The organism is Herbaspirillum sp. BH-1, assembly GCF_002870055.1.
GTDB lineage: Bacteria > Pseudomonadota > Gammaproteobacteria > Burkholderiales > Burkholderiaceae_D > Herbaspirillum > Herbaspirillum frisingense.
Genome location: NZ_PKOI01000009.1, coordinates 13,056 through 32,564 on the forward strand (window position 1 = coordinate 13,056; position 19,509 = coordinate 32,564).

At 63.1% G+C, this 19,509-nt stretch carries 18 protein-coding genes; 13 read left to right on the forward strand and 5 right to left on the reverse strand.

Going from position 1 to position 19,509, the window contains the following annotated elements; genetic code table 11:
• Window positions 1-44: 44 nt before the first annotated feature.
• The 4 genes from hslU to HBH1_RS13640 all read left to right on the forward strand — a co-directional run bounded on the left by hslU (window position 45) and on the right by HBH1_RS13640 (window position 3,090).
• Window positions 45-1,379 (forward strand): ATP-dependent protease ATPase subunit HslU, encoded by a 1,335-nt coding sequence (gene hslU / locus HBH1_RS13630; RefSeq protein WP_102663303.1) that lies wholly within the window; start codon window positions 45-47, stop codon window positions 1,377-1,379.
• 29 nt (window positions 1,380-1,408) lie between these two features.
• Window positions 1,409-1,609: a hypothetical protein gene (locus tag HBH1_RS13635; RefSeq protein ID WP_102663201.1), complete on the forward strand. Its 201-nt coding sequence runs from the start codon at window positions 1,409-1,411 to the stop codon at window positions 1,607-1,609.
• A gap of 36 nt (window positions 1,610-1,645) precedes the next feature.
• Complete coding sequence (locus HBH1_RS25425) at window positions 1,646-1,801, forward strand: hypothetical protein (RefSeq protein WP_166758426.1); 156 nt, start codon at window positions 1,646-1,648, stop codon at window positions 1,799-1,801.
• Window positions 1,802-1,905: 104 nt separating this feature from the next.
• Window positions 1,906-3,090, forward strand: a complete 1,185-nt coding sequence (locus HBH1_RS13640; protein ID WP_102663202.1) for a porin — start codon at window positions 1,906-1,908, stop codon at window positions 3,088-3,090.
• 53 nt (window positions 3,091-3,143) lie between these two features.
• Here HBH1_RS13640 and HBH1_RS24925 read toward each other — a convergent pair whose 3' ends face one another.
• Window positions 3,144-3,500: a hypothetical protein gene (locus HBH1_RS24925; RefSeq protein WP_146012857.1), complete on the reverse strand. Its 357-nt coding sequence runs from the start codon at window positions 3,498-3,500 to the stop codon at window positions 3,144-3,146.
• Window positions 3,501-3,713: 213 nt separating this feature from the next.
• On the opposite strand from HBH1_RS24925, the gene HBH1_RS13645 reads away from it, so the two are divergent.
• Window positions 3,714-5,249, forward strand: coding sequence for a tetratricopeptide repeat protein (locus HBH1_RS13645; protein WP_102663203.1), 1,536 nt, complete (start codon window positions 3,714-3,716; stop codon window positions 5,247-5,249).
• A gap of 21 nt (window positions 5,250-5,270) precedes the next feature.
• On the opposite strand, the gene HBH1_RS13650 is transcribed toward HBH1_RS13645, so the two are convergent.
• The 3 genes from HBH1_RS13650 to cyaY form a co-directional block, all read right to left on the reverse strand.
• Entirely contained in the window at window positions 5,271-7,421 is a 2,151-nt protein-coding gene (locus HBH1_RS13650; protein WP_102663204.1) for a TonB-dependent receptor, read from the reverse strand.
• Window positions 7,422-7,647: 226 nt separating this feature from the next.
• A complete protein-coding gene (gene gspG, locus HBH1_RS13655; RefSeq protein ID WP_006464144.1) occupies window positions 7,648-8,115 on the reverse strand; it encodes a type II secretion system major pseudopilin GspG in 468 nt (155 codons plus the stop codon).
• Window positions 8,116-8,257: 142 nt separating this feature from the next.
• Entirely contained in the window at window positions 8,258-8,590 is a 333-nt protein-coding gene (cyaY, locus tag HBH1_RS13660; RefSeq protein ID WP_102663205.1) for an iron donor protein CyaY, read from the reverse strand.
• Window positions 8,591-8,639: 49 nt separating this feature from the next.
• On the opposite strand from cyaY, the gene HBH1_RS13665 reads away from it, so the two are divergent.
• From HBH1_RS13665 to HBH1_RS13680, 4 genes are all read left to right on the forward strand, one after another.
• On the forward strand, window positions 8,640-8,870 hold the full coding sequence (locus HBH1_RS13665; protein WP_102663206.1) for an LPS translocon maturation chaperone LptM: 231 nt from the start codon (window positions 8,640-8,642) through the stop codon (window positions 8,868-8,870).
• Between the two features lie 133 nt (window positions 8,871-9,003).
• Window positions 9,004-10,305, forward strand: a complete 1,302-nt coding sequence (lysA, locus tag HBH1_RS13670; RefSeq protein ID WP_102663207.1) for a diaminopimelate decarboxylase — start codon at window positions 9,004-9,006, stop codon at window positions 10,303-10,305.
• 319 nt (window positions 10,306-10,624) lie between these two features.
• Window positions 10,625-11,527, forward strand: a complete 903-nt coding sequence (locus tag HBH1_RS13675) for a phage tail protein (protein WP_102663208.1) — start codon at window positions 10,625-10,627, stop codon at window positions 11,525-11,527.
• Between the two features lie 273 nt (window positions 11,528-11,800).
• Entirely contained in the window at window positions 11,801-13,258 is a 1,458-nt protein-coding gene (locus tag HBH1_RS13680) for a high affinity choline transporter 1 (protein WP_102663209.1), read from the forward strand.
• A 57-nt stretch (window positions 13,259-13,315) separates the two neighbouring features.
• Here the strand turns inward: HBH1_RS13680 and HBH1_RS13685 are convergent, their stop codons facing one another.
• Window positions 13,316-14,515, reverse strand: coding sequence for an ATP-binding protein (locus HBH1_RS13685; protein WP_102663210.1), 1,200 nt, complete (start codon window positions 14,513-14,515; stop codon window positions 13,316-13,318).
• A gap of 324 nt (window positions 14,516-14,839) precedes the next feature.
• Between HBH1_RS13685 and otsB the strand changes: the two genes are divergently transcribed.
• The 4 genes from otsB to HBH1_RS13705 all read left to right on the forward strand — a co-directional run bounded on the left by otsB (window position 14,840) and on the right by HBH1_RS13705 (window position 19,493).
• The gene (gene otsB / locus HBH1_RS13690; RefSeq protein WP_102663211.1) at window positions 14,840-15,586 is read left to right on the forward strand and encodes a trehalose-phosphatase; all 747 of its coding nucleotides are present in this window, start codon (window positions 14,840-14,842) and stop codon (window positions 15,584-15,586) included.
• Window positions 15,587-15,661: 75 nt separating this feature from the next.
• A complete protein-coding gene (locus tag HBH1_RS13695; RefSeq protein ID WP_102663212.1) occupies window positions 15,662-17,551 on the forward strand; it encodes a glycoside hydrolase family 15 protein in 1,890 nt (629 codons plus the stop codon).
• Complete coding sequence (otsA, locus tag HBH1_RS13700) at window positions 17,551-18,945, forward strand: alpha,alpha-trehalose-phosphate synthase (UDP-forming) (protein WP_102663213.1); 1,395 nt, start codon at window positions 17,551-17,553, stop codon at window positions 18,943-18,945. The genes HBH1_RS13695 and otsA overlap by 1 nt, the downstream gene beginning before the upstream one ends.
• A 179-nt stretch (window positions 18,946-19,124) precedes the next feature.
• Complete coding sequence (locus HBH1_RS13705; protein WP_102663214.1) at window positions 19,125-19,493, forward strand: FmdB family zinc ribbon protein; 369 nt, start codon at window positions 19,125-19,127, stop codon at window positions 19,491-19,493.
• The last annotated feature ends 16 nt before the right edge of the window (window positions 19,494-19,509 follow it).

A 19,509-nucleotide genomic window follows, 5' to 3' on the forward strand; every position in this document is an offset into this window, starting at 1 on the left:
CGCCCGCTCTCCTGATGAACCGTCACAGCGAAAAGATCACCACCATGAACATGACCCCCAAGGAAATCGTCTCCGAACTCGACAAGCACGTCGTCGGCCAGGCCCGCGCCAAGCGCGCGGTGGCCATCGCGCTGCGCAACCGCTGGCGTCGCCAGCAGATCGAGGAGCCACTGCGCCACGAGATCACGCCCAAGAACATCCTCATGATCGGCCCCACCGGTGTGGGCAAGACCGAGATCGCGCGCCGCCTGGCCAAGCTGGCCGATGCGCCCTTCATCAAGATCGAGGCGACCAAATTTACCGAGGTCGGTTACGTCGGTCGTGATGTCGATACCATCATTCGCGACCTGGTCGACATCGGCATCAAGCAGACCCGCGAAGTCGAAACCCGCAAGGTACGTACCCGCGCCGAGGACGCCGCTGAAGACCGCATCCTGGACGTGCTGCTGCCACCGGCACGCGATTTCGGTTTCACCTCCGAGAATGGCAGCAGTGGCGAGAAGGACGACAAGAACACCACCCGCCAGACTTTCCGCAAGCGTCTGCGCGAAGGCGCGCTGGATGATCGCGAGATCGAACTGGAATTGAACGATGCCGCGCCCACCATGGAAATCATGGCGCCACCGGGCATGGAAGAAATGACCGAGCAGATCAAGTCGATGTTCTCGGGCATGGGCAACCAGCGCAAGAAGGCGCGCAAGATCAAGATCAAGGAAGCCATGAAGCTGCTGATCGACGAGGAAGCCGCCAAGCTGGTCAATGATGAAGAGCTCAAGCTGAAGGCCATCACCAACGTCGAGCAGAACGGTATCGTCTTCCTCGACGAGATCGACAAGATCGCCACCCGCTCGCAGAACGGCAACGCCGATGTCTCGCGTGCCGGCGTGCAGCGCGACCTGCTGCCGCTGGTGGAAGGTACGACCGTCAATACCAAGTACGGCATGGTCAAGACGGATCACATCCTCTTCATCGCCTCCGGTGCCTTCCATCTGTCCAAGCCGTCGGACCTGATCCCGGAACTGCAGGGTCGCTTCCCGATCCGGGTGGAGCTGGATTCGCTGTCGATCGCCGATTTCGAACGCATCCTGACCGGCACCGATGCCTGCCTCACCAAGCAATACGAAGCCCTGCTGGCCACCGAAGGCGTGAAGATCGAATTTGCCGACAGCGGCATCAAGCGCCTGGCCGAGATTTCGCACACGGTCAATGAAAAGACAGAAAACATCGGTGCCCGACGGCTCTATACGGTGATGGAAAAACTGCTGGAAGAAATTTCCTTCACGGCCGGCGAGGCCGGGCTCATGATCGACGGTGACTATGTCAACGAACGCCTCGGTGAGCTCGCGGTGGACGAAGACATGTCGCGCTACGTCCTGTAGAAATTGGATAAAAAGCGGGGGAGCTTGCGATGGCCAACAAGACATTGGGAACGCGGCAGAAACTAAGTTTTCGTGTCGAACCGTCGCAATCCCGCCCGCGCAATCCGGTTGCCGTGGCAGCCCAGCAGCGCGCCGGTGGTGCGGGTCCGCATCGCAAGAATGCATCGGCGCAACGGCAGCAGTTGAAGGCCGAACTGCAGAGCAAACTGGGCGGTGATGACAAAGATTGACCAGCCACTGCAGGGCTGCAGGGGAGATGTATCAAAATGTTAGATTTTGATGAAGGCGCCGGTAGAAATGCCGGCGCTTTTTTCATTGGCGCGGTGCGCTTGCAGATGAGAAGCAGCTGCGCAATGCCAGATGAGGCGATAAAAAAATACAACAATTGCCATTTCAATCTTTCGCTCCCGTCTAAAAAATGACTTGTATCGACCAAGGTGCAGTCATGCGCGACGAGAAGCATTAATGTCTGTCCATCCGACTGCAAGTGCGGATCCTCAAGACTATTTTTAGAGAAGGACGTCACATGAAAAAATCTCTGCTGGCACTCGCCGTTCTGGGCGCGTTCGCAGGCGCAGCACAAGCGCAAAGCTCCGTCACGATCTACGGTATCGTCGATACCGGTGTTGTCTACCAAAGCAAGGTTGCTACCGCCAACGGCGGCACCGGCTCCAAGTTCGGTCTGAACTCGGGCATCATCCAAGGTTCGCGCATCGGCTTCAAGGGTGCTGAAGATCTGGGTGGCGGCCTGTCCGCAGTCTTCAACCTGGAAGCTGGCTTCAGCAACGACACCGGCGGCCTGCAAGGTTCCGACGCCACCACCGGTTCCAACCTGTTCCGCCGCAAGTCGGTGGTCGGTCTGGCTGGTAACTTCGGTACCGTCCTGCTGGGTCGTCAAACCGACTTCGCTGACACCATCTCGGCTTACACCGCCGTGCAAGACTTCGGTGGCTGGGTCAACAACTCCGGTTCCGGTCTGGATCGCCTGCAAGGCACCCGTACCAACAACTCGATCAGCTACACCACGACCAACCTGAGCGGCTTCACCGGTAACCTGATGTACGGCTTCGGCGAAACCGCTGGCCAGACCTCCGCCGGTCAATCCTTCGGCGTTGGCGGCAAGTACGACAACGGTCCTCTGGGTCTGGGCATCAACTACTACCAGTCCAAGGCTGGTTCGACCCCGTCTGACGTTTCGCTGATCCCGGCAACCTCGACTACCGCCAGCGTCAACACCCTGTCGGCCAACGCTGGCAGCTCCGCTCAGAAGGTCCTGAACGTGGCAGCGTCCTACCAGTTCGGTCCGGCACGCGTGTACGGTAACTACTCGCGCGTGAAGCAAGACCTGAACACCCAGGCCAACCTCACCGCCATCGGCGTGGGTTCGCTGACCACCGTGACCAACCGTACGCTGGCCCGTTCCAACAAGGCTGACATCTACGAAATCGGTACCGCTTATTCCTTGACCCCATCGCTGAAGCTGCTGGCGGCCGTGGACCACACCCGTGCCACCTTCGACGGCGTGGATAACAAGGCCAAGCTGACCCAGGTCAGCCTGGGTACCGACTACTGGCTGTCCAAGCGTACCGACCTGTACGCCTTCCTGGCTTACACCAAGGCTAGCGATCTGGTCAATCCGGGCGTCTCCGACAGCACCGGTAACGATGGCAACCAAGGCGCCGTCGCCGTGGGTATCCGCCACAAGTTCTAATGTGAATGAGCAGCGTCGTCGACTTTGACGACGCCTGCCGATCCACAATCGGACTAGCAGTAATCGCAGTGATCAAAGCGCCGCATGATTTTCATGCGGCGCTTTTTTTCATGCTTTTCGACGATTCCGTTTTTGTTAGTTTTCTGTTTCTGTTTCTTACATTTTGCAACAATAAAAGTCAGGTCGTAAAAACCTGATGGTCGCTTCGCATTCGGCTCGGTTTCGCTTTCCACAGGAGGGCTGCAGGCGGCACGGAAACCCCGTTTATTGTGCCGCAAAATACTCGCCTTTACATCGCCAAATCCTGACGAAACCCTGACTGGTGGCCGATCTTGATGACTGTAAAGAAAGCGTAATAAGCCTTCCTGTTTGCGCACTTTTCCGCGCCGCACTGCTCTAATATTCGCCATACATTTTGATGCTTGCAGGAATCACCTCCCGACCTCATGTCTGACGACGGGGCACTTGCAGTATCTCCCTTCACGCTCTGATAGCGGCATCAATTTCTAAGTTTTTGATGCATACGGAACCGACGCAGCTTTCTGCGCCGGAGGGGATTTTTTTTCCCCGGATTTTGTTTGCAGTCGCAAGCGCAAAAGCAAGCGCAACAGAAAGGAAGCAACATGGCCACAAGAGAAGAGCTGGCAGTCATCAAGGCGGCCCGTGCCGGAGAATCGCGCGCACAACTGGCTCTGGGTCGACGTTATCTCAATGGCGGCAGCGGTCTGCCGCGCAGCAAGGGCACTGCGTTCTATTGGCTGCGCCGCGCCGCGCAGCAAGGCGTGGACGATGCCTGGATGATCATCGGCCGCAACATCACCTATGAGCAGGTCAAGGACCTGTCCTCGCCCCAGGAGGCCGCGGTCTGGTACGAAAAGGCCTTCGAGGCCGGCGTACCGCAAGCCGGCCTGATCTTTGCCCGGCTGGTGCTGGAGCACACCGACCAGTTCGACAGCAATGCCCATGCGCGCGCCATTGCCGCGCTCTCCCTGCTGGCCAGTCGCGATGATCACCAGGCCCAGTGGCTGCTGGCGCAGCAGATGCAGCGTCACGGCCAGCCGGTGGTGCCGGGTGCGGCCTCCTCGGCAGTCGAAGAAAGGCTGATGCAGGAAGCCGCGCGCGCCGGTATCGAGCAGGCCCAGTACGCCCTGCTCGACAAGGCCTGGCAACAGGGTGAGGGCGAGGCCTTTGCACGTGGCGCACGGCCACTGGTGCAGCGACTGACGGAGCGCAATAGCGCTGCCGTCGGCCAGCTGGAGAAGGAATCCGACGCCACCGGCCTGGTGCAGTTGAGCCCCGAGGAGGCCACGCTGCTGCTGCGCTACGGCCAATGGCAGGCGCGCGCGCCGCAACCCGATCTGCAGGAATTGATGCGCCTGTTCGAGCTGGCCGCCGTGGCCGGCGAGAACGAGGCCCGGCTGGAACTGGGCCTGCTGTGCGCCAAGATCGACCGCCAGGGACAGCGCGTGTTCATGGAACAGGGCCTCGCCAACTTCAAGAAAGCCCTGCACTGGCTGGTGCTGGCGGGAGAGGGCGGCAGCGCGCCGGCGTGGCATGCGTTGGCACGCATCTATTCGCGCTCCATCTATTCGCAGCGCAATCTGCAGGTGGCGCAGCAATATCTGGAAAAGGCGGCCGAGGCCGGCCTGACCGAGGCGCAGGCCGAACTGGCGCACATCTTCTGGCGCAATCGCCGCGATGACCCCATGCATGACGTCAAGGCCCTGTACTGGTGGCAGCAGGCTGCCGCCCGTGGCGATGCGGAGTCGGCCGAGGCGCTGCTGCCGTTCCAGGCGCAGGAAGATGCGCAGGACTGGGCGGTACAGGCGCGTGCGCAGTTGAGCGAGCGGCTACGCAACAGCAACCCCTTCCTGAGTGCCCGCATCGAACTGGCGGCCATCTTCGGTCTGACCAAGCCGGAAGCGCTGCTCATCGACATCAAGCAGGCCGATTACGGGCACTGCCTGGTGGTCGACATCTGTGCCCATCATGCCCGCAGCAAGCGGCGCCTGATCGCGGTGCAAAGCGAGGCGCAGCGCACTGCGATCAACCGCGTCAGTCGCCTGTTCGGCGACGTCGACTGCGGCTTCAGCGGCCCGGAAGGCAATTATCGTCAGCGCCAGTACCGCCTGCGTACCGCCTTTCCCGAAGCCGCCTGAGGCGATGTGCTTGCGCTACGCCTACATGTGGTAGCGCAGGCTCAGCGCGACGTTGCGCGGCGCGCCCGGCAGGCTCAGGTTGGGGCTGCTGCCGTGGCCGGAGATGATGTAGCCGGTGTTGAAGATATTGCCGACGTTCAGTTGCAGCTCATAGCGGGCCGTGCGGTAGGCCGCCATCGCATCGGCGGTCACGTAGCCGGGCAGGGTGACGGTGTTGCCCGGGTTGGCAAAGCGCGCCCCCACGGCATTGGCGCCACCGCCGACGATGAAGCCCTCGCCCAGTTCCTTGGTCAGCCACAGGTTGGCGCTGTGACGCGGCGTCAGGGTGGCATTCTTGCCCTTGAAGGGGACATTGCCGGCCGCCGTGACGCTGGTGTCGAAGGAAGATGACTCGGTGATCACCGCGTCCAGGTAGGCGTATCCGGCCAGCAGTTTCCAGCCCTGCTTGAGGTCGGCACTGAAGGTGAATTCGGCGCCATCGGTGCGCTGCTTGCCGACCGGCACGATCGTATTGTTGGGCAGGGTCGACTTGATGTTGTCGCGCTCCAGACGGAACACCGACACGGTGGCGCTGGCGCGTCCTTCCCAGAAATCATATTTGGCACCGACCTCGGTATTGCGCGTGTTTTCCGGCGCCAGGTCGGCGTTGTTGGTGGCCAGTGCGAAGTTCTCCCCCGAGGGCTGGAAGGAGCGGCTCCACGAGAGGTAATAGGATTGCGTCTCGCTGGGTTGCCACACCAGGCCGGCACGCGGACTGTAGGCGGTATCGGTGCGCGACAGGTTGCTGGGCACACCGGCGGCCGACACCAGCCTGGCCTGTTGGCGGAAGCTGTCGTGGCGCAGGCCGACCAGTGCCTTCCACTGCGCATTCAGGGTGATGCTGTCCTGCAGATAGGCGGCAAAGGTGTCATAGGTGCCGTAGGTCAGCGATGGCGCGGTCACCCGGTCAGGATTGACCAGCGGCAGCACCGGATTGAAGATCGAGACCGGCGCCACGCCCGAGGTGCCACCTGCCACGGCCACGCCGCCGTAGGTAGCGGCGTCCTTGCTCTGGCTGCCCACTTCCACCCCATAGAGGATTTCATGACGGGTCTGGCCCAGCGTCAGCTTCTGCGTCAGCTCGCTCTGGTTGAACCAGCCGTTTTCATCGCGCACCAGCTTGGCATGGTTCAGGGCCATGGTGCCGTTGGTTTCGTTGACGTTGCCGTTGATGTTGGTGTTGTTGCGGTTGAGGTGGTAATCGTAATAGCGCAGGCCGTTGCGGAAGGAAAACTCGTCGTTGAAACGGTGCGTGAAGGTCGCCGTGGTGGACGCCACACGTGACTGCACGAAGTCGGCGTCGCGGGCATTGCGCGCACCGAAGTAGGTGCCGGGGTCCACCGCCACCGGACGCCCGCGATAGGACGGGATGCCGAAGTCCATGACGCGCCGGTCTTCCAGGTAGTCGGCCTGCAGCAGCAATTTGGTATCGGCCGAGAAGCGCAGGGCCAGGGAGGGCGCGATGGCCTTGCGGTCGATGAATTGCTGGGCGCGATAGCTGTCACCACGTTCTACGGCGCCGGTCAGGCGCCAGGACAGCGCGCCGTCGCCGGCAGCGCGTCCCAGGTCCAGCTCGGCGCGCCGACCGGCGGTGCTGTTGGCGGTGATGCCGACGTCGCTGATATCCACGCCCGGCTTCTTGCTCACGCGGTTGATCAGGCCACCCGAGGAGCCGCGGCCATACAGCACGGCGGCCGGGCCCTTGATCACTTCCACATTTTCCACATTGGACAGGTCGCGGAAATACAGCGCATCGTCGCGGAAGCCATCCACGAACTGGTCCCCGATGGCGGTAAAGCCGCGGATGAACACCTGGTCGCGCTGGCCGTCGCCGGTGGACAGGCCCAGCCCGGGCACGTTCTTCAGGACATCCTGCAGCGAGGCCGCATTCTGGTCGCGGATCACCTGGGCCGGCACCACGTTGATGGTCTGCGGCACGTCGCGCAGCGGAGCTTCGCTCTTGGTGGCACTGACCGCGGTCGGCGCCACATAGCCGTCATTGGTACGGGCACCGCTGACTTCGATGGCGGGCAGGGAAGAAGCGGATTCCTGCGCCCAGGCCAGGGAGGACAGGGAGGAAAGGGAGCAGGTGGCCAGGACGGCCAGGTACAAGGGTTGCAGGCGGAAATTCATTTTATTCTTCACAATGAGGTCGATTAATAGGAATAATTATTATTCGTATTAAATGATGATTGTAAGAAGATGTAAATAGAAAGCTGCATACTTGCCATGCGCTCCCGTGAAATGGGAGCGGCAAGGCCAGTGAGCTTGCCCGTGAGGGCAGGGTCACATCGTGTAAGTCAGGAAATCAGGAAATCAGGGAATCGGGGGAGAGGGCCAAGCGCGAGGGCGCTCGGCTTCAGTGCAGGTGAATGGCCTGTTCGCCATCGGCACCGCCATCCGGGCCGGCCTGGCCGAAGGAATACAACGAATAGCTGGTGCCATCGTCGTCGGCCTCGTACTGGTAGGAATTGCCCCAGGGGTCGCGTGGCAGGCGGTCGACGTAGCCGCCGATGGCCCAGTTGGCCGGCACCGGTGCCCGCGTGGGCTTGATCACCAGCGCCAGCATGCCCTGCTGGGTGGTGGGGTAGCGGCCATTGTCCTGGCGATAGCGGTCCAGGCCGCTGGCGATGGCCTGCATGTCCTTTTCGGCGGCCATGGCCTGCGGGCTGTGGTCATGGTTGAAGCGTGCCACCAGCGGCGGCAGTGCCAGGGCGGCGGCCACCGCCAGCACGGTCAATACCAGGATCCAGCGCAGGCGCGCCAGGCCGCGCTGCAGGAACAGGAAAGCAGGATGTTGCCGCGAAGGCAGGGAAGAACGGCGCATGGAAGCTGCTGGCTTGGTCAAGGGAGCAAGGGGACAAGGAGACGATAGGAAGTCAACGCTGCGCGACACCGGCTTGCGCACAGACGAGCGAGGTGCCGCCCACTGCCGATACCCACGGCGGCGGCCCGGCACTGGCCGGTCATCAGGGTTGCAGGGTCACCGGCACGCCGGCCTGACTGCTGACCACTGCTGACAACGTGGCATAAAACTCGCTGCCGTCACGGGTGTTGAGCCAGTGCTGGCCGTCGAATTTGTAGTGGAAGCCGCCGGAACGGGCTGCCAGCCACATTTCCTGCATCGGGGCCTGGCTGTTGATGATGATCTTGGAGCCATTGCCGATGCACTCGATCTCCAGCACATTGCCGCTGCGGCTGCATTCCACGTCCAGCTCGCTGGCGTCGCAGGCGTCTTCCAGCGCCGTCTCGATGGCGTTGAGGGTGGCATCAGCCAGGTCCAGGAATTCCGATTCGGTCATGCTACACTCCAAGGCATTCTAAGATTTCGATGTAATCCGACATTTTATCGTGAAGTCACACTATTCTCCCGTCCGTCGTGCAGCTTCCCTGGCCCTCTGTGCCGCCGCCTTGATGCTGGCCGGCTGCGGCCAGAAAGGTCCGCTGTACATGCCCAAGGTGCCGCCCGACCCGTTTGCGCATACCCAGCCCAAACCGGCGACCCCGCAGCCGGACACCAAGGCTGGCGCGCAGCAGGGTGGCGACGTGACCCCGGCGGCAACTGACGCCCCCGCCAAATAAGCCTTCCCGCTGCGTGACCCCGAGGGGCCGCGCAGGCAATATCGCAAAACAGCCGCAAAGCGGTGCCGAACCCGTCCAGCGCGGTCGGCGCCGGATTCCCCAACAGTTCAGATTTCAGATTTCCCGGATATCCATGTCCCACTTTTCCTACCGCAATGGCGCCCTGCACGCCGAACAGGTTTCGCTGCAGGCGCTGGCCGAACAGTTCGGTACGCCGCTCTACGTCTATTCCAAGGCTGCCCTGGTCGAGAATTTCTCGGCCTATGCCGACGCCTGCCGCAAGGCCGGTCGTGCCGAAGGTGCCAATGATGCAAGGGGTGGGGCGCTGGTGTGCTATTCGGTCAAGTCCAACTCCAACCTGGCGGTGCTGAACCTCCTGGGCCGTCTGGGTTCGGGCTTCGACATCGTCTCCGGCGGTGAGCTGCTGCGCGTGGTGGCTGCCGGCGGCGATGCCCGCAAGGTGATCTTCTCGGGCGTCGGCAAGGGCCGCGACGAGATGAAGCTGGCCCTGGAACATGACATCCTCTGCTTCAACGTCGAATCCATCCCCGAGGTGGCGCGCCTGAACGAAGTGGCCGGCGCCCTGGGCAAGCGCGCCCGCATCTCGCTGCGGGTGAACCCGAATGTGGATGCCAAGACCCACCCCTACATCTCCACCGGCCTGAAGGAAAACAAGTTCGGCGTGGCCTATGAAGATGCGCTGAACTGCTACCGTGCCGCCGCCGCCCTGCCCAATATCGAGGTGGTCGGCATCGATTGCCACATCGGTTCGCAATTGCTGGACGACTCGCCGCTGCTGGAAGCGCTGGACAAGGTCATCGACATGGTCGACACGCTGGAAGCCGAGGGCATTCACATCCATCACCTCGACATCGGCGGTGGCATCGGCATCCGCTACGACGACGAGCAACCGGTGGCCATCGGCGACTACCTGGCCCGCGTGTTCGCCCGGGTCGACGCCTGGCGCGCCAGCAAGTACGACGGCCGTCCGATCCAGGTCATGTTCGAACCCGGCCGCTCGGTGGTCGGCAATGCCGGCCTGCTGCTGACCGAGGTGCAGTACCTCAAGCATGGCGAAGGCAAGAATTTCGCCGTGGTCGATGCCGCCATGAATGATCTGATGCGCCCGGCCATGTATGAAGCCTGGCACGGCGTGAAGACCGTCAAGGAAAACGCCGGCCAGGCGCGTATCTATGACGTGGTCGGTCCGGTCTGCGAATCCGGTGACTGGCTGGCACGCTCGCGTGAGCTGGCCATTGGCGAAGGCGACCTGCTGGCCCTGATGTCGGCCGGCGCCTACGGCATGACCATGGCCTCCAACTACAACACCCGCGGTCGCGCCGCCGAGGTGCTGGTCGATGGCACGCAGGTGCATCTGGTCCGCCAGCGCGAGCAGCCGGCCGATCTGTTTGCGCTGGAAAAGATCGTCGACTGAGTTTGTTGTCGTTCCAATAAGCGGCAGCCCCGGAAACGCGGCTGCCGTTTCCTTTTCAACAGCGTTTATTGATCGGCCGGCAATACGCGCCGGTACTGGGCCTCAGATATTTTTTGCGGAGCCGCATTTTTGTTTTGCCTTTCAGAAATTTGGGCGCAAAATAGCCGTCCGTCCAAAGAACAAATAACGCATCTCGACAAGCCTGGCGCGCAAGCAGCAACGCGCCACCGGAGACCAGGCAAGCCAACAGGCCACAGGACGACAGGGAGAAGACCATGCCACCGGGACGGTGGTCGGTAGCGCAACACAGGGGAATTCCATGCAAGTCCTGGAACGCACAGAGGGAGATCGCGACAAGCGGGTGCACGGCGAGGGCGCCGAAGGCGACCTGGCGTCTGCGCATCCTGGCGCCTCCACATCCACCGCATCATCAAGCCCAGCATCAAGCGCGCCCAGCGTCGAGGAACTGGAAGTCCGTGCCTCGCATATCACCGCCGCCGCCGTGGCTGCAGCTGCCGTCACGGCCGCCGTGGTGACCGCCGCCGGCGAGGAAGCCACGATGCGCACCGAACGCGTGGCGCAGGAGCAGCCCGAGGCGGGCCGCCGCCCGGCGCCCAGCGGCCCGCGCAGCGAACCGCAGGTGGCAGCCTCCACCCGTGGCGCCCTGCTGGTTTCACTGTTGACACTGGCCATCATCGGCCTGGCGCTGTGGCTGGGTGCGCAATGGCCGCAACGCTCGCTCAAGCCGATGCTGACGCAATTGCCGAGCTTTTCCCGGCCCGCGCCGGTAGCCCCTGCTGCCGCAGCCCAGCCGGCTGTCGAAGAAAGCAGCGCAGCGGCCAGCCTGGAGGCCCCCGGACCTGACGCCATCGCCCAGTTGCAGCAGGAAGCCGATGAAAAGGCGCGTCTGCTGGCACAGAAGCGCGCCGCCGCCGAGGCCCGTCATCGCCGCGAGGATGCCGCCCTGGCCCTGCGCGAGCAACGTCGGCGCGAAGCCGAGGCACAACTGGCCAATGCCCGCGCCCAGGCCGAGCGTGCCCAGGCGGCGGTCACCCCACCGCCAGCGGTGGCGACTCCGGCTGCGCCATCCCTGGCAGAGCAGGTCAAGCAATGCAGCGTGCTGTCGCTGTTCGCCCGCGAAAGCTGCCTGTGGAAGCTATGCGACGGCAAGTGGGGCAAGAATGGCTGCCCCTCCTACGAGCGCAATAACGAAGGCGCCTGAGCCGGCGCCGCTGCAGCACCTCTTCCTCCCCTCTCCCTTTCCGGATTGTCTGGATTGCCAGATACGGCCCGGCCGGTACCGCCCTCAGGGGGCGCGGCCGGCCGGGAGCAATTCTTGCTTGCCTGAAGGCCGTCGGCGCAGGACGGCAAGCCCGCCTGTGGTCCCCCCACGACAGATGAAAAGTCTTGCCGCAAGCGGTTTTGCGAACGGTTTTTGCCGTTGACTTGCCGCTATAATGCGCGTTTTTCTTCCCTTCCCTGCAAGGAAAAAGGCATGAATGCACTGCTCTGGTTCGTCGTCCTCTACTGGGTTATCTCGGTGGCCATCGGTCTGTATGCCACCCGATACGTCAAGAGTTCGAAGGACTATGCCGTCGCCGGCCGCTCGCTGCCGATGTCGGTGGTGACCGCGACCGTGTTTGCGACCTGGTTCGGTTCGGAAGCGGTGCTGGGAGTGTCTTCGACCTTCCTCAAGGAGGGCCTGGGCGGCATCGTGGCCGATCCCTTCGGCTCTTCGTTGTGTCTGATCCTGGTCGGCGTCTTCTTCGCCAAGCGCCTGTACCGGATGAATCTTCTGACCATCGGCGACTACTACAAGAAGCGCTTCGGCCGCGCCGCCGAGATGCTGGTGACGATCTGTATCGTCATTTCCTACCTGGGCTGGGTGGCCGCGCAGATCAAGGCCCTGGGCCTGGTCTTCAACGTCGTCTCGGGCGGCTACATCCCGATGCACTGGGGCATGATCATCGGCGCCGGCAGCGTGCTGATCTATACCCTCATGGGCGGCATGTGGGCCGTGGCCATCACCGACTTCCTGCAGATGATCATCGTGGTGGTCGGCATGCTCTACATCGGCTACGAAGTCTCGGGCATGGTCGGCGGTCCCGGCGTGGTGATCGCGCATGCGGCCGAGGCCGGCAAGTTCAACTTCTGGCCGGCCGCCGAGCTCAAGGACGTGCTGTGGTTCTTTGCCGCCTGGATCACCATGATGCTGGGCTCGATCCCGCAGCAGGACGTGTTCCAGCGGGTGATGTCGTCCAAGAACGAAAACGTGGCCCGCAATGCCTCCATCCTGGGCGGCGTGATCTATTTCTTCTTCGTCTTCATCCCCATCTTCCTGGCCTACTCGGCCACGCTGATCGACCCCGCCATGGTCTCGCGCCTGTTGGAGACCGATTCCCAGCTGGTCCTGCCGACCCTGATCATGGAAAAGATGCCGGTCTTCGCCCAGGTGATGTTCTTCGGTGCCCTGTTGTCGGCCATCAAGAGCTGCGCCAGCGCGACCCTCCTGGCCCCCTCGGTGACCTTCACCGAAAACGTGCTCAAGGAAATTCGTCCCTGGAAGAACGACCGTGAATTCCTCTTCACCATGCGCGCCGTGGTACTGGTCTTCACCATCGGTGTCACCTCGCTGGCCCTGAACAGCCAGTCCAGCATCTACGAAATGGTCGAGAACGCCTACAAGGTCACGCTGGTGGCAGCCTTCGTGCCCCTGGCCTTCGGCGTCTACTGGCAGCGCGCCACCCGCCAGGGTGCATTGATGGCCATGGTGCTGGGCCTGGTGTCCTGGATCACGCTGGAATACACCGCTCCGGAAGGCCTGTGGCCGCCCCAGCTGGCCGGCCTGCTGTTCTCCATCGGCGGCATGGTGGTCGGATCGCTCATGCCCCAGGTACTGGCACCGGTGGCCCCCATCGCCGTGGCACCGGCCGAGGGAACGGTCCAGTCCTGAGTTCTTCTTGCCTGCCTGAAACGGTCGCCCGGCTCTGCCGCGCGACCGTTTCTGTTTTTAAGCTTCCGTTGGGTCCCAGTCTGCGGTGGGGATGATGCGTTTCATGAACTCATCGAAGAGTGGGACGGTAAAGGCCGTGTCCCCGTGCGTCGGGCTCCATATCATCCCTTTTGCGATGAGACTGCTGCGCAGGGGGCCCAAGGAAGAGCTCTCGCGGCCCAGCTTGGCGGCGATGTCCCCTGAGCGGTGCGGGCCGGCCCCCAGCTCTGCCATTGCCCTTAGATACTTCTTCTCCGCCGGCGTCAGCCGATCAAAACGTACCCGGAAGAAGCTCTCATCCAGTGCCGCGACTGCTTCGACCGAGGCGGTTTCTACGTCCTGTCGCGTGATGGGGCTGCTGGCTGCGACATCCCATGCGTGCTTGCCCCATTCCTGCAGGAAATAGGGATACCCCTTGGTGAAACCGATGATCAGGTTCACAGCTTCGTTGTCGACGCCCACGCCTTCATCATGTGCCGGCTTGACGATGGCGTCGGCGGCGTCGGTCGCGTCCAGCGGACCTATTATCGGGAAGTCAAACAAGCGTTCAGAATAGGACTTGGCCTCTCCCATCCTGCCTCGGAGCTGAGGCAATCCGGCACCCACGACCACCAGCGGAAGTTGCAGTTGCGCACAGCGGTGCAGGGCCGATGTCAGTGCTGCCAGCTGCTTTTCGGGGACATACTGCAGTTCATCGATGAAAATGGCGACTAGCGTGCCGGCAGCGTGTGCTGCGGCCCCGACCTGCTCCAGCAACATCGTCAAATCACCCTCCAGGTCGCCGTTATCGGCAAGGCCCGGCTCTGGCTCGTAATCGAGTCCGACTTCAACATCGTTGAAGGTGAGCTTCATCTTGCCGACGAATCCCGCAAGGGCGCGCAAGCCGCGAATGGCGACGTCCTTTGCCTGTTCCATACGGCTCAACTTGAGCAGGCCGATGCGCAGCTGCGGTGCCAGTACGGCCGGGAGCGATCTCCCTTCAGGTGCTTCGATGCGGATCGTCACCACTCCGGAACCCTCGGCATCCTTCATCATCTGGTCCAGCAAGACCGTCTTGCCGACACCGCGCAGACCGACGAGCATCATGCTCTTGGCGGGCTTGCCGCGGCGTAGCCTTTCAATGCACAGGCGCATCTTCGCCCGCACTTCATCACGTCCGGCAAGCTCTGGCGGAGGACTGCCGGCACCCGGCGCGTAAGGATTCAGGATAGGGTCCATATATACACGCTTTAGGTAATTTATGTAATCTTCATAAATTAGCTAAAATCAGTAGAAGAAACAAGGTCGAAGGAAGTGGCGTTGCGTAAGACCATGGCCAGGCTGCTTGCCGCGGCCCGATTCTCCCGGGCGGGGAATCGATGGGAGCGGTCAGGGTCTGTTTACTAATCCCTTGATCTAAAACTGGCTATGTTAGCCAGAACTGCTGGGCTAGCCGCTGTCAAAGCATGTTGATAGACCGCTTTTCGACGTAATTTGATATCAATCTAGAAATAGATTGAGCCGAAACCGGAACTTATTTGCTTTCCATCAACCTGAAATGACATGACTGAGCAAACTCGCCCCTACGATTTTGCTGCCGATGCGTTGTTTCTGGATTTCGACGGCACCCTGGTCGAACTGGCGCCACAACCCGAAGAGATCGTGGTGCCGCCGGAACTGATCACGCTGTTGCAGCGACTACAACAAGAATCGGACGGCGCGCTGGCCATCGTCAGCGGCCGCCCCCTGGACCAACTCGACTTCTTCCTGGCGCCGTTGCGCCTGCCGGCCGCGGGCGTGCATGGCGCCGAACGGCGTACCGCCGATGGCCGCATCCTCCAGCAGCCGGTGCCGGACGTGCATCACCTGCGCGAGCGCCTGCTGCCGCTGGTGGAGGGCAATCCCGGTCTGCAGCTGGAACTCAAGCGCGGCGCGCTGGCGCTGCACTACCGGCACGCCGCCCACCTGGAGCAGCGCTGCGTGGAAACCATGATGGACGCCCTGCGCCACGAACCCGGCTTTTCCCTGCTGCACGGCAAGATGGTGGTGGAGGCCAAGCCTCACATCAACAAGGGTGACGCGGTGGCGGCGTTCCTGCATGAAGCGCCTTTCCGCGGGCGTCGCCCGGTCTTCATCGGTGACGACGTGACCGATGAAGCCGGATTCGCCATCGCCCAGGCCGAGACCTATGGCGGCCTGGGCATCAAGGTCGGTACCGGCCCCAGTCAGGCGCAGCAGCGTCTGGCCGATCCGGCCGCGGTGCTGGCCTTGCTGCGAGAGGCCATCCCCGCACGCAGCCTCAGCGGATAACCGCCCGGGCGCAGCACGCGCCCATCATCGCCTTCCATCAAGAAATCTGACCCACAGAACAGAGCACGAGGAACCATGAGCCAGCCCAGCCCCGACCCGCAACAGGAAGCGCAGCCGCAACCGCACTCGCAGACCCAACATTCCGAACAGCCGCACCTGGCCGCCCAGGCACACGACATGCCCTCCACCTCCTCGCTGGACCTGGGGGTGATCGGCAACTGTGCCTTCTCGGCGCTGGTGGACAAGATGGGCCGCATCGTCTGGTGCTGCCTGCCGCGCTTCGATGGCGACCCGGTCTTCAATGCCCTGCTGGACCCCACCGACAATGGCGCGCTGTGGGCCTTCCAGCTGGAGAATTTCTCCCACAGCGAGCAGTGGTACGAACCCAATACCGCTGTGCTGCGCACCCGGCTCTACGATACGCTGGGGCAGGGCATCGAAATCACCGACCTGGCGCCGCGCTTCCAGAGCCGTGGGCGCTTCTTCCGCCCGCTGCAGCTGGTGCGCCGCATCCATCCGCTCTCCGGCGCGCCGCGCATGCGGGTGGTGTTGCGTCCGCGCTTCGACTGGGGCCGTGATATCCCCGCGCAGACCCGGGGCAGCAACCACATCCGCTATGTCGGTCCCGAGCAGACCCTGCGCCTGAACACCGATGCGCCGATCAGCTACATCGTGGACGAGACCGCCTTCGTGGTCAGCCGCCCCTATAACTTCATCCTGGGCCCGGATGAAACCCTGCACGGCGGCATCAACGACACCGCGCGCGATTTCGAACAGGAAACCACCGCCTATTGGCGCAACTGGAGCCGCGCCCTGGCCACGCCGCTGGAGTGGCAGGATGCGGTGATCCGCGCGGCCATCACCCTGAAGCTCTCGGTCTTTGAAGACACCGGCGCCATCATCGCCGCCATGACCACCAGCGTGCCCGAGGCGCCGGGCAGCCAGCGCAACTGGGACTATCGCTATTGCTGGCTGCGCGACGCCTTCTTCGTGGTGCGCGCCCTGAACAGCCTGTCCGAACTGGGGACCATGGAAGACTATCTGCGCTGGCTGACCAACGTGGTGGTGCGCTCCGGCGGTGGCCATGTGCAGCCGCTGTATGGCATCGGGCTGGAAGAAGCGCTGCCCGAGCAGATCCTGGACCATCTGCCGGGCTACCAGCACCACCAGCCGGTGCGCGTGGGCAACCAGGCCTATGAACATTTCCAGCACGACGTCTATGGCAACATCGTGCTGGGTGCGGCCCAGGCCTTCCACGACATGCGCCTGCATCATCGCGCCGGGGCCGAGCATTTCCAGCATCTGGAAGCGGTCGGTGAGCGCGCCTACGAGGTCTACAACCAGCCTGATGCCGGCATGTGGGAGCTGCGCACCCGCTCGCGCATCCATACCTCGTCGGCATTGATGAGCTGGGCTGCTTGTGACCGCCTGGCCAAGATCGCCGCCCGGGTCGATCTGCCCGAGCGGGCCCGCCACTGGGGCGACCGCGCCAAGGAAATTGGCGAGCGCATCCTCACCGAAGCCTGGAACGAGCAGCGCCAGGCCTATGCCGAAAGCTTCGGCGGCCGCGATCTCGACGCCAGTGTGCTGCTGATGGTGGAAGTGGGCCTGATTGCGCCGACCGACAAGCGCTTCATTTCCACCGTCGAGGCGCTGGAAAAACACCTGTGCGATGGCCCCTACATGCGCCGCTACGAAGCACCGGACGACTTCGGCCGGCCCGAGACCGCCTTCAACATCTGCACCTTCTGGCGTATCGACGCGCTGGCCCGCATCGGCCGCAAGGAGCAGGCCCGTGAAATCTTCCAGGCCATGCTGGATGCCCGCAACCACCTGGGCCTGCTGTCCGAGGATACCCATCCGGTCACCCGCCAGATGTGGGGCAATTTCCCGCAGACCTATTCGATGGTGGGCATCATCAACTGTGCAATGCGCCTGTCGGCGTCATGGGAGGCGGTGATCTGATGTCGCGACTCGTTGTTGTCTCCAATCGCCTGGCCGATCCCCGCAAGCCCGCCGCTGGCGGCCTGGCGGTGGCGCTGGGCGAAACCCTGAAGAAGACCGGCGGCCTGTGGTTCGGCTGGAGCGGCAAGGTGGTCGAGGACGGCACGCCCGGCGAGGGCGAGCTGCGCGTGAACCAGGCCGGTAGCGTGACCCTGGCCGAGCTGGACCTGTCGCAGGAAGACCACGACGCCTACTACCGTGGCTATGCCAACGGCGTGCTGTGGCCGGTGTTCCACTACCGGCTCGACCTGGCGCACTTCGAGGCCGGCCATCTTGGCGGCTATCGGCGCGTGAACCAGCTGTTTGCGCGCAAGCTGTTCCCGCTGTTGAAGCGCGATGACATCGTCTGGATCCACGACTACCATCTCATCCCGCTGGCCGCCGAGTTGCGCGCCATGGGCTGCGAGGCGCGCATCGGCTTCTTCCTGCACATCCCGCTGCCGCCGCCGCCCATCCTGACCGCCATTCCCTCTCACGAATGGCTGATGCGGGCGCTGTTCGCCTACGACCTGGTGGGCTTCCAGAATCACGCCGACCTGCAGCACTTCGCCCAGTACGTGCAGGCCGAAGCCACGGCCGAGCCGGTCGGCCCCAACCAGTTCCGCGCCTTCAACCGCACGGTGCATGCCAATGCCTTCCCGATCGGCATCGACGTGGCCGAATTCCAGCGCCTGGGCCAGGCCAAGGAAGCGCGCGACACCTATGAAAGCACCAAGGCCGAATACTCGCGCCGCCGCCTGCTGATCGGGGTGGACCGGCTGGATTATTCCAAGGGCCTGCCGCAGCGCATCCGGGCCTTCCGCGAACTGCTGCGCCTGTATCCGGAAAACCGTCACAGCGCCACCCTGCTGCAGATCGCCTCGCCCAGCCGCGAAGACGTGGAAGCCTACGGCGACATCCAGCGCGAGCTGGAAAGCCTGTGCGGCTCCATCAACGGTGATTTCGGCGACTTCGACTGGATGCCGATCCGCTACATCCACCGCACCGTGGCCCGCCGCCGCCTGCCGGGCCTGTACCGCGCCTGCGCGGTCGCGTTGGTCACGCCCTTGCGCGACGGCATGAACCTGGTGGCCAAGGAATTCGTCGCCGCCCAAGACGAGGACGACCCCGGCGTGCTGGTGCTGTCGCGCTTTGCCGGCGCGGCCGAGCAGATGAAGCAGGCACTCATCATCAACCCCTACGACACCCACGGGGCGGCCCAGATGATCCAGCAGGCCCTGCAGATGTCGCAGTCCGAACGGCGCGAGCGCCATGCCGCCTTGATGGAAAACATCCGCCAGTTCGACGTCCACTGGTGGTGCCGCGAATTCCTCGACACCCTGCGCAGCAGCCGCGCCGCTCCCGTCGAGGGCTGACTGGTCACCGGGGCAGGGTAGGGGGAGTGCAGCCCCGAAACTTTCCCAAAAGCAAACACTTTGCCGGCGCGACGGGGCATGCCGTCGCGCGCCAGCATCGCCGCCGCTGGCCGGTTCACTAAAACTCCGCCAAAAGCCTTTATAATTCAGGGTTTTGGAAGTTTTTTGCGGAGTTAGTCATGCCCATTTACGCGTATCGCTGCGAAGCGTGTGGTTTTGCCAAGGATGTCTTGCAGAAGATCTCCGACGATGCGTTGACCGTTTGCCCCTCCTGCCACCAGGACAGCTTCAGGAAGCAGCTCACTGCAGCCGGCTTCCAGTTGAAGGGTTCCGGCTGGTATGTCACCGATTTCCGCGGCAACGGCAGTGGTAGCGCCAACAGCAAGGGTGCCACCGGCACCGGCATTGCCGGCGCCAGCGAGGCTCCGGCCGCAGCAGGTGACGCGGCTGCTGCAGCACCCGCGGCCACACCCGCCCCGGCGGCTGCCACGCCAGCACCAGCGGCAGCGCCGGCGCCTGCTGCGCCCTCTACCCCCAGCGCAAGCTAACGAGGCCCTCCTTCCC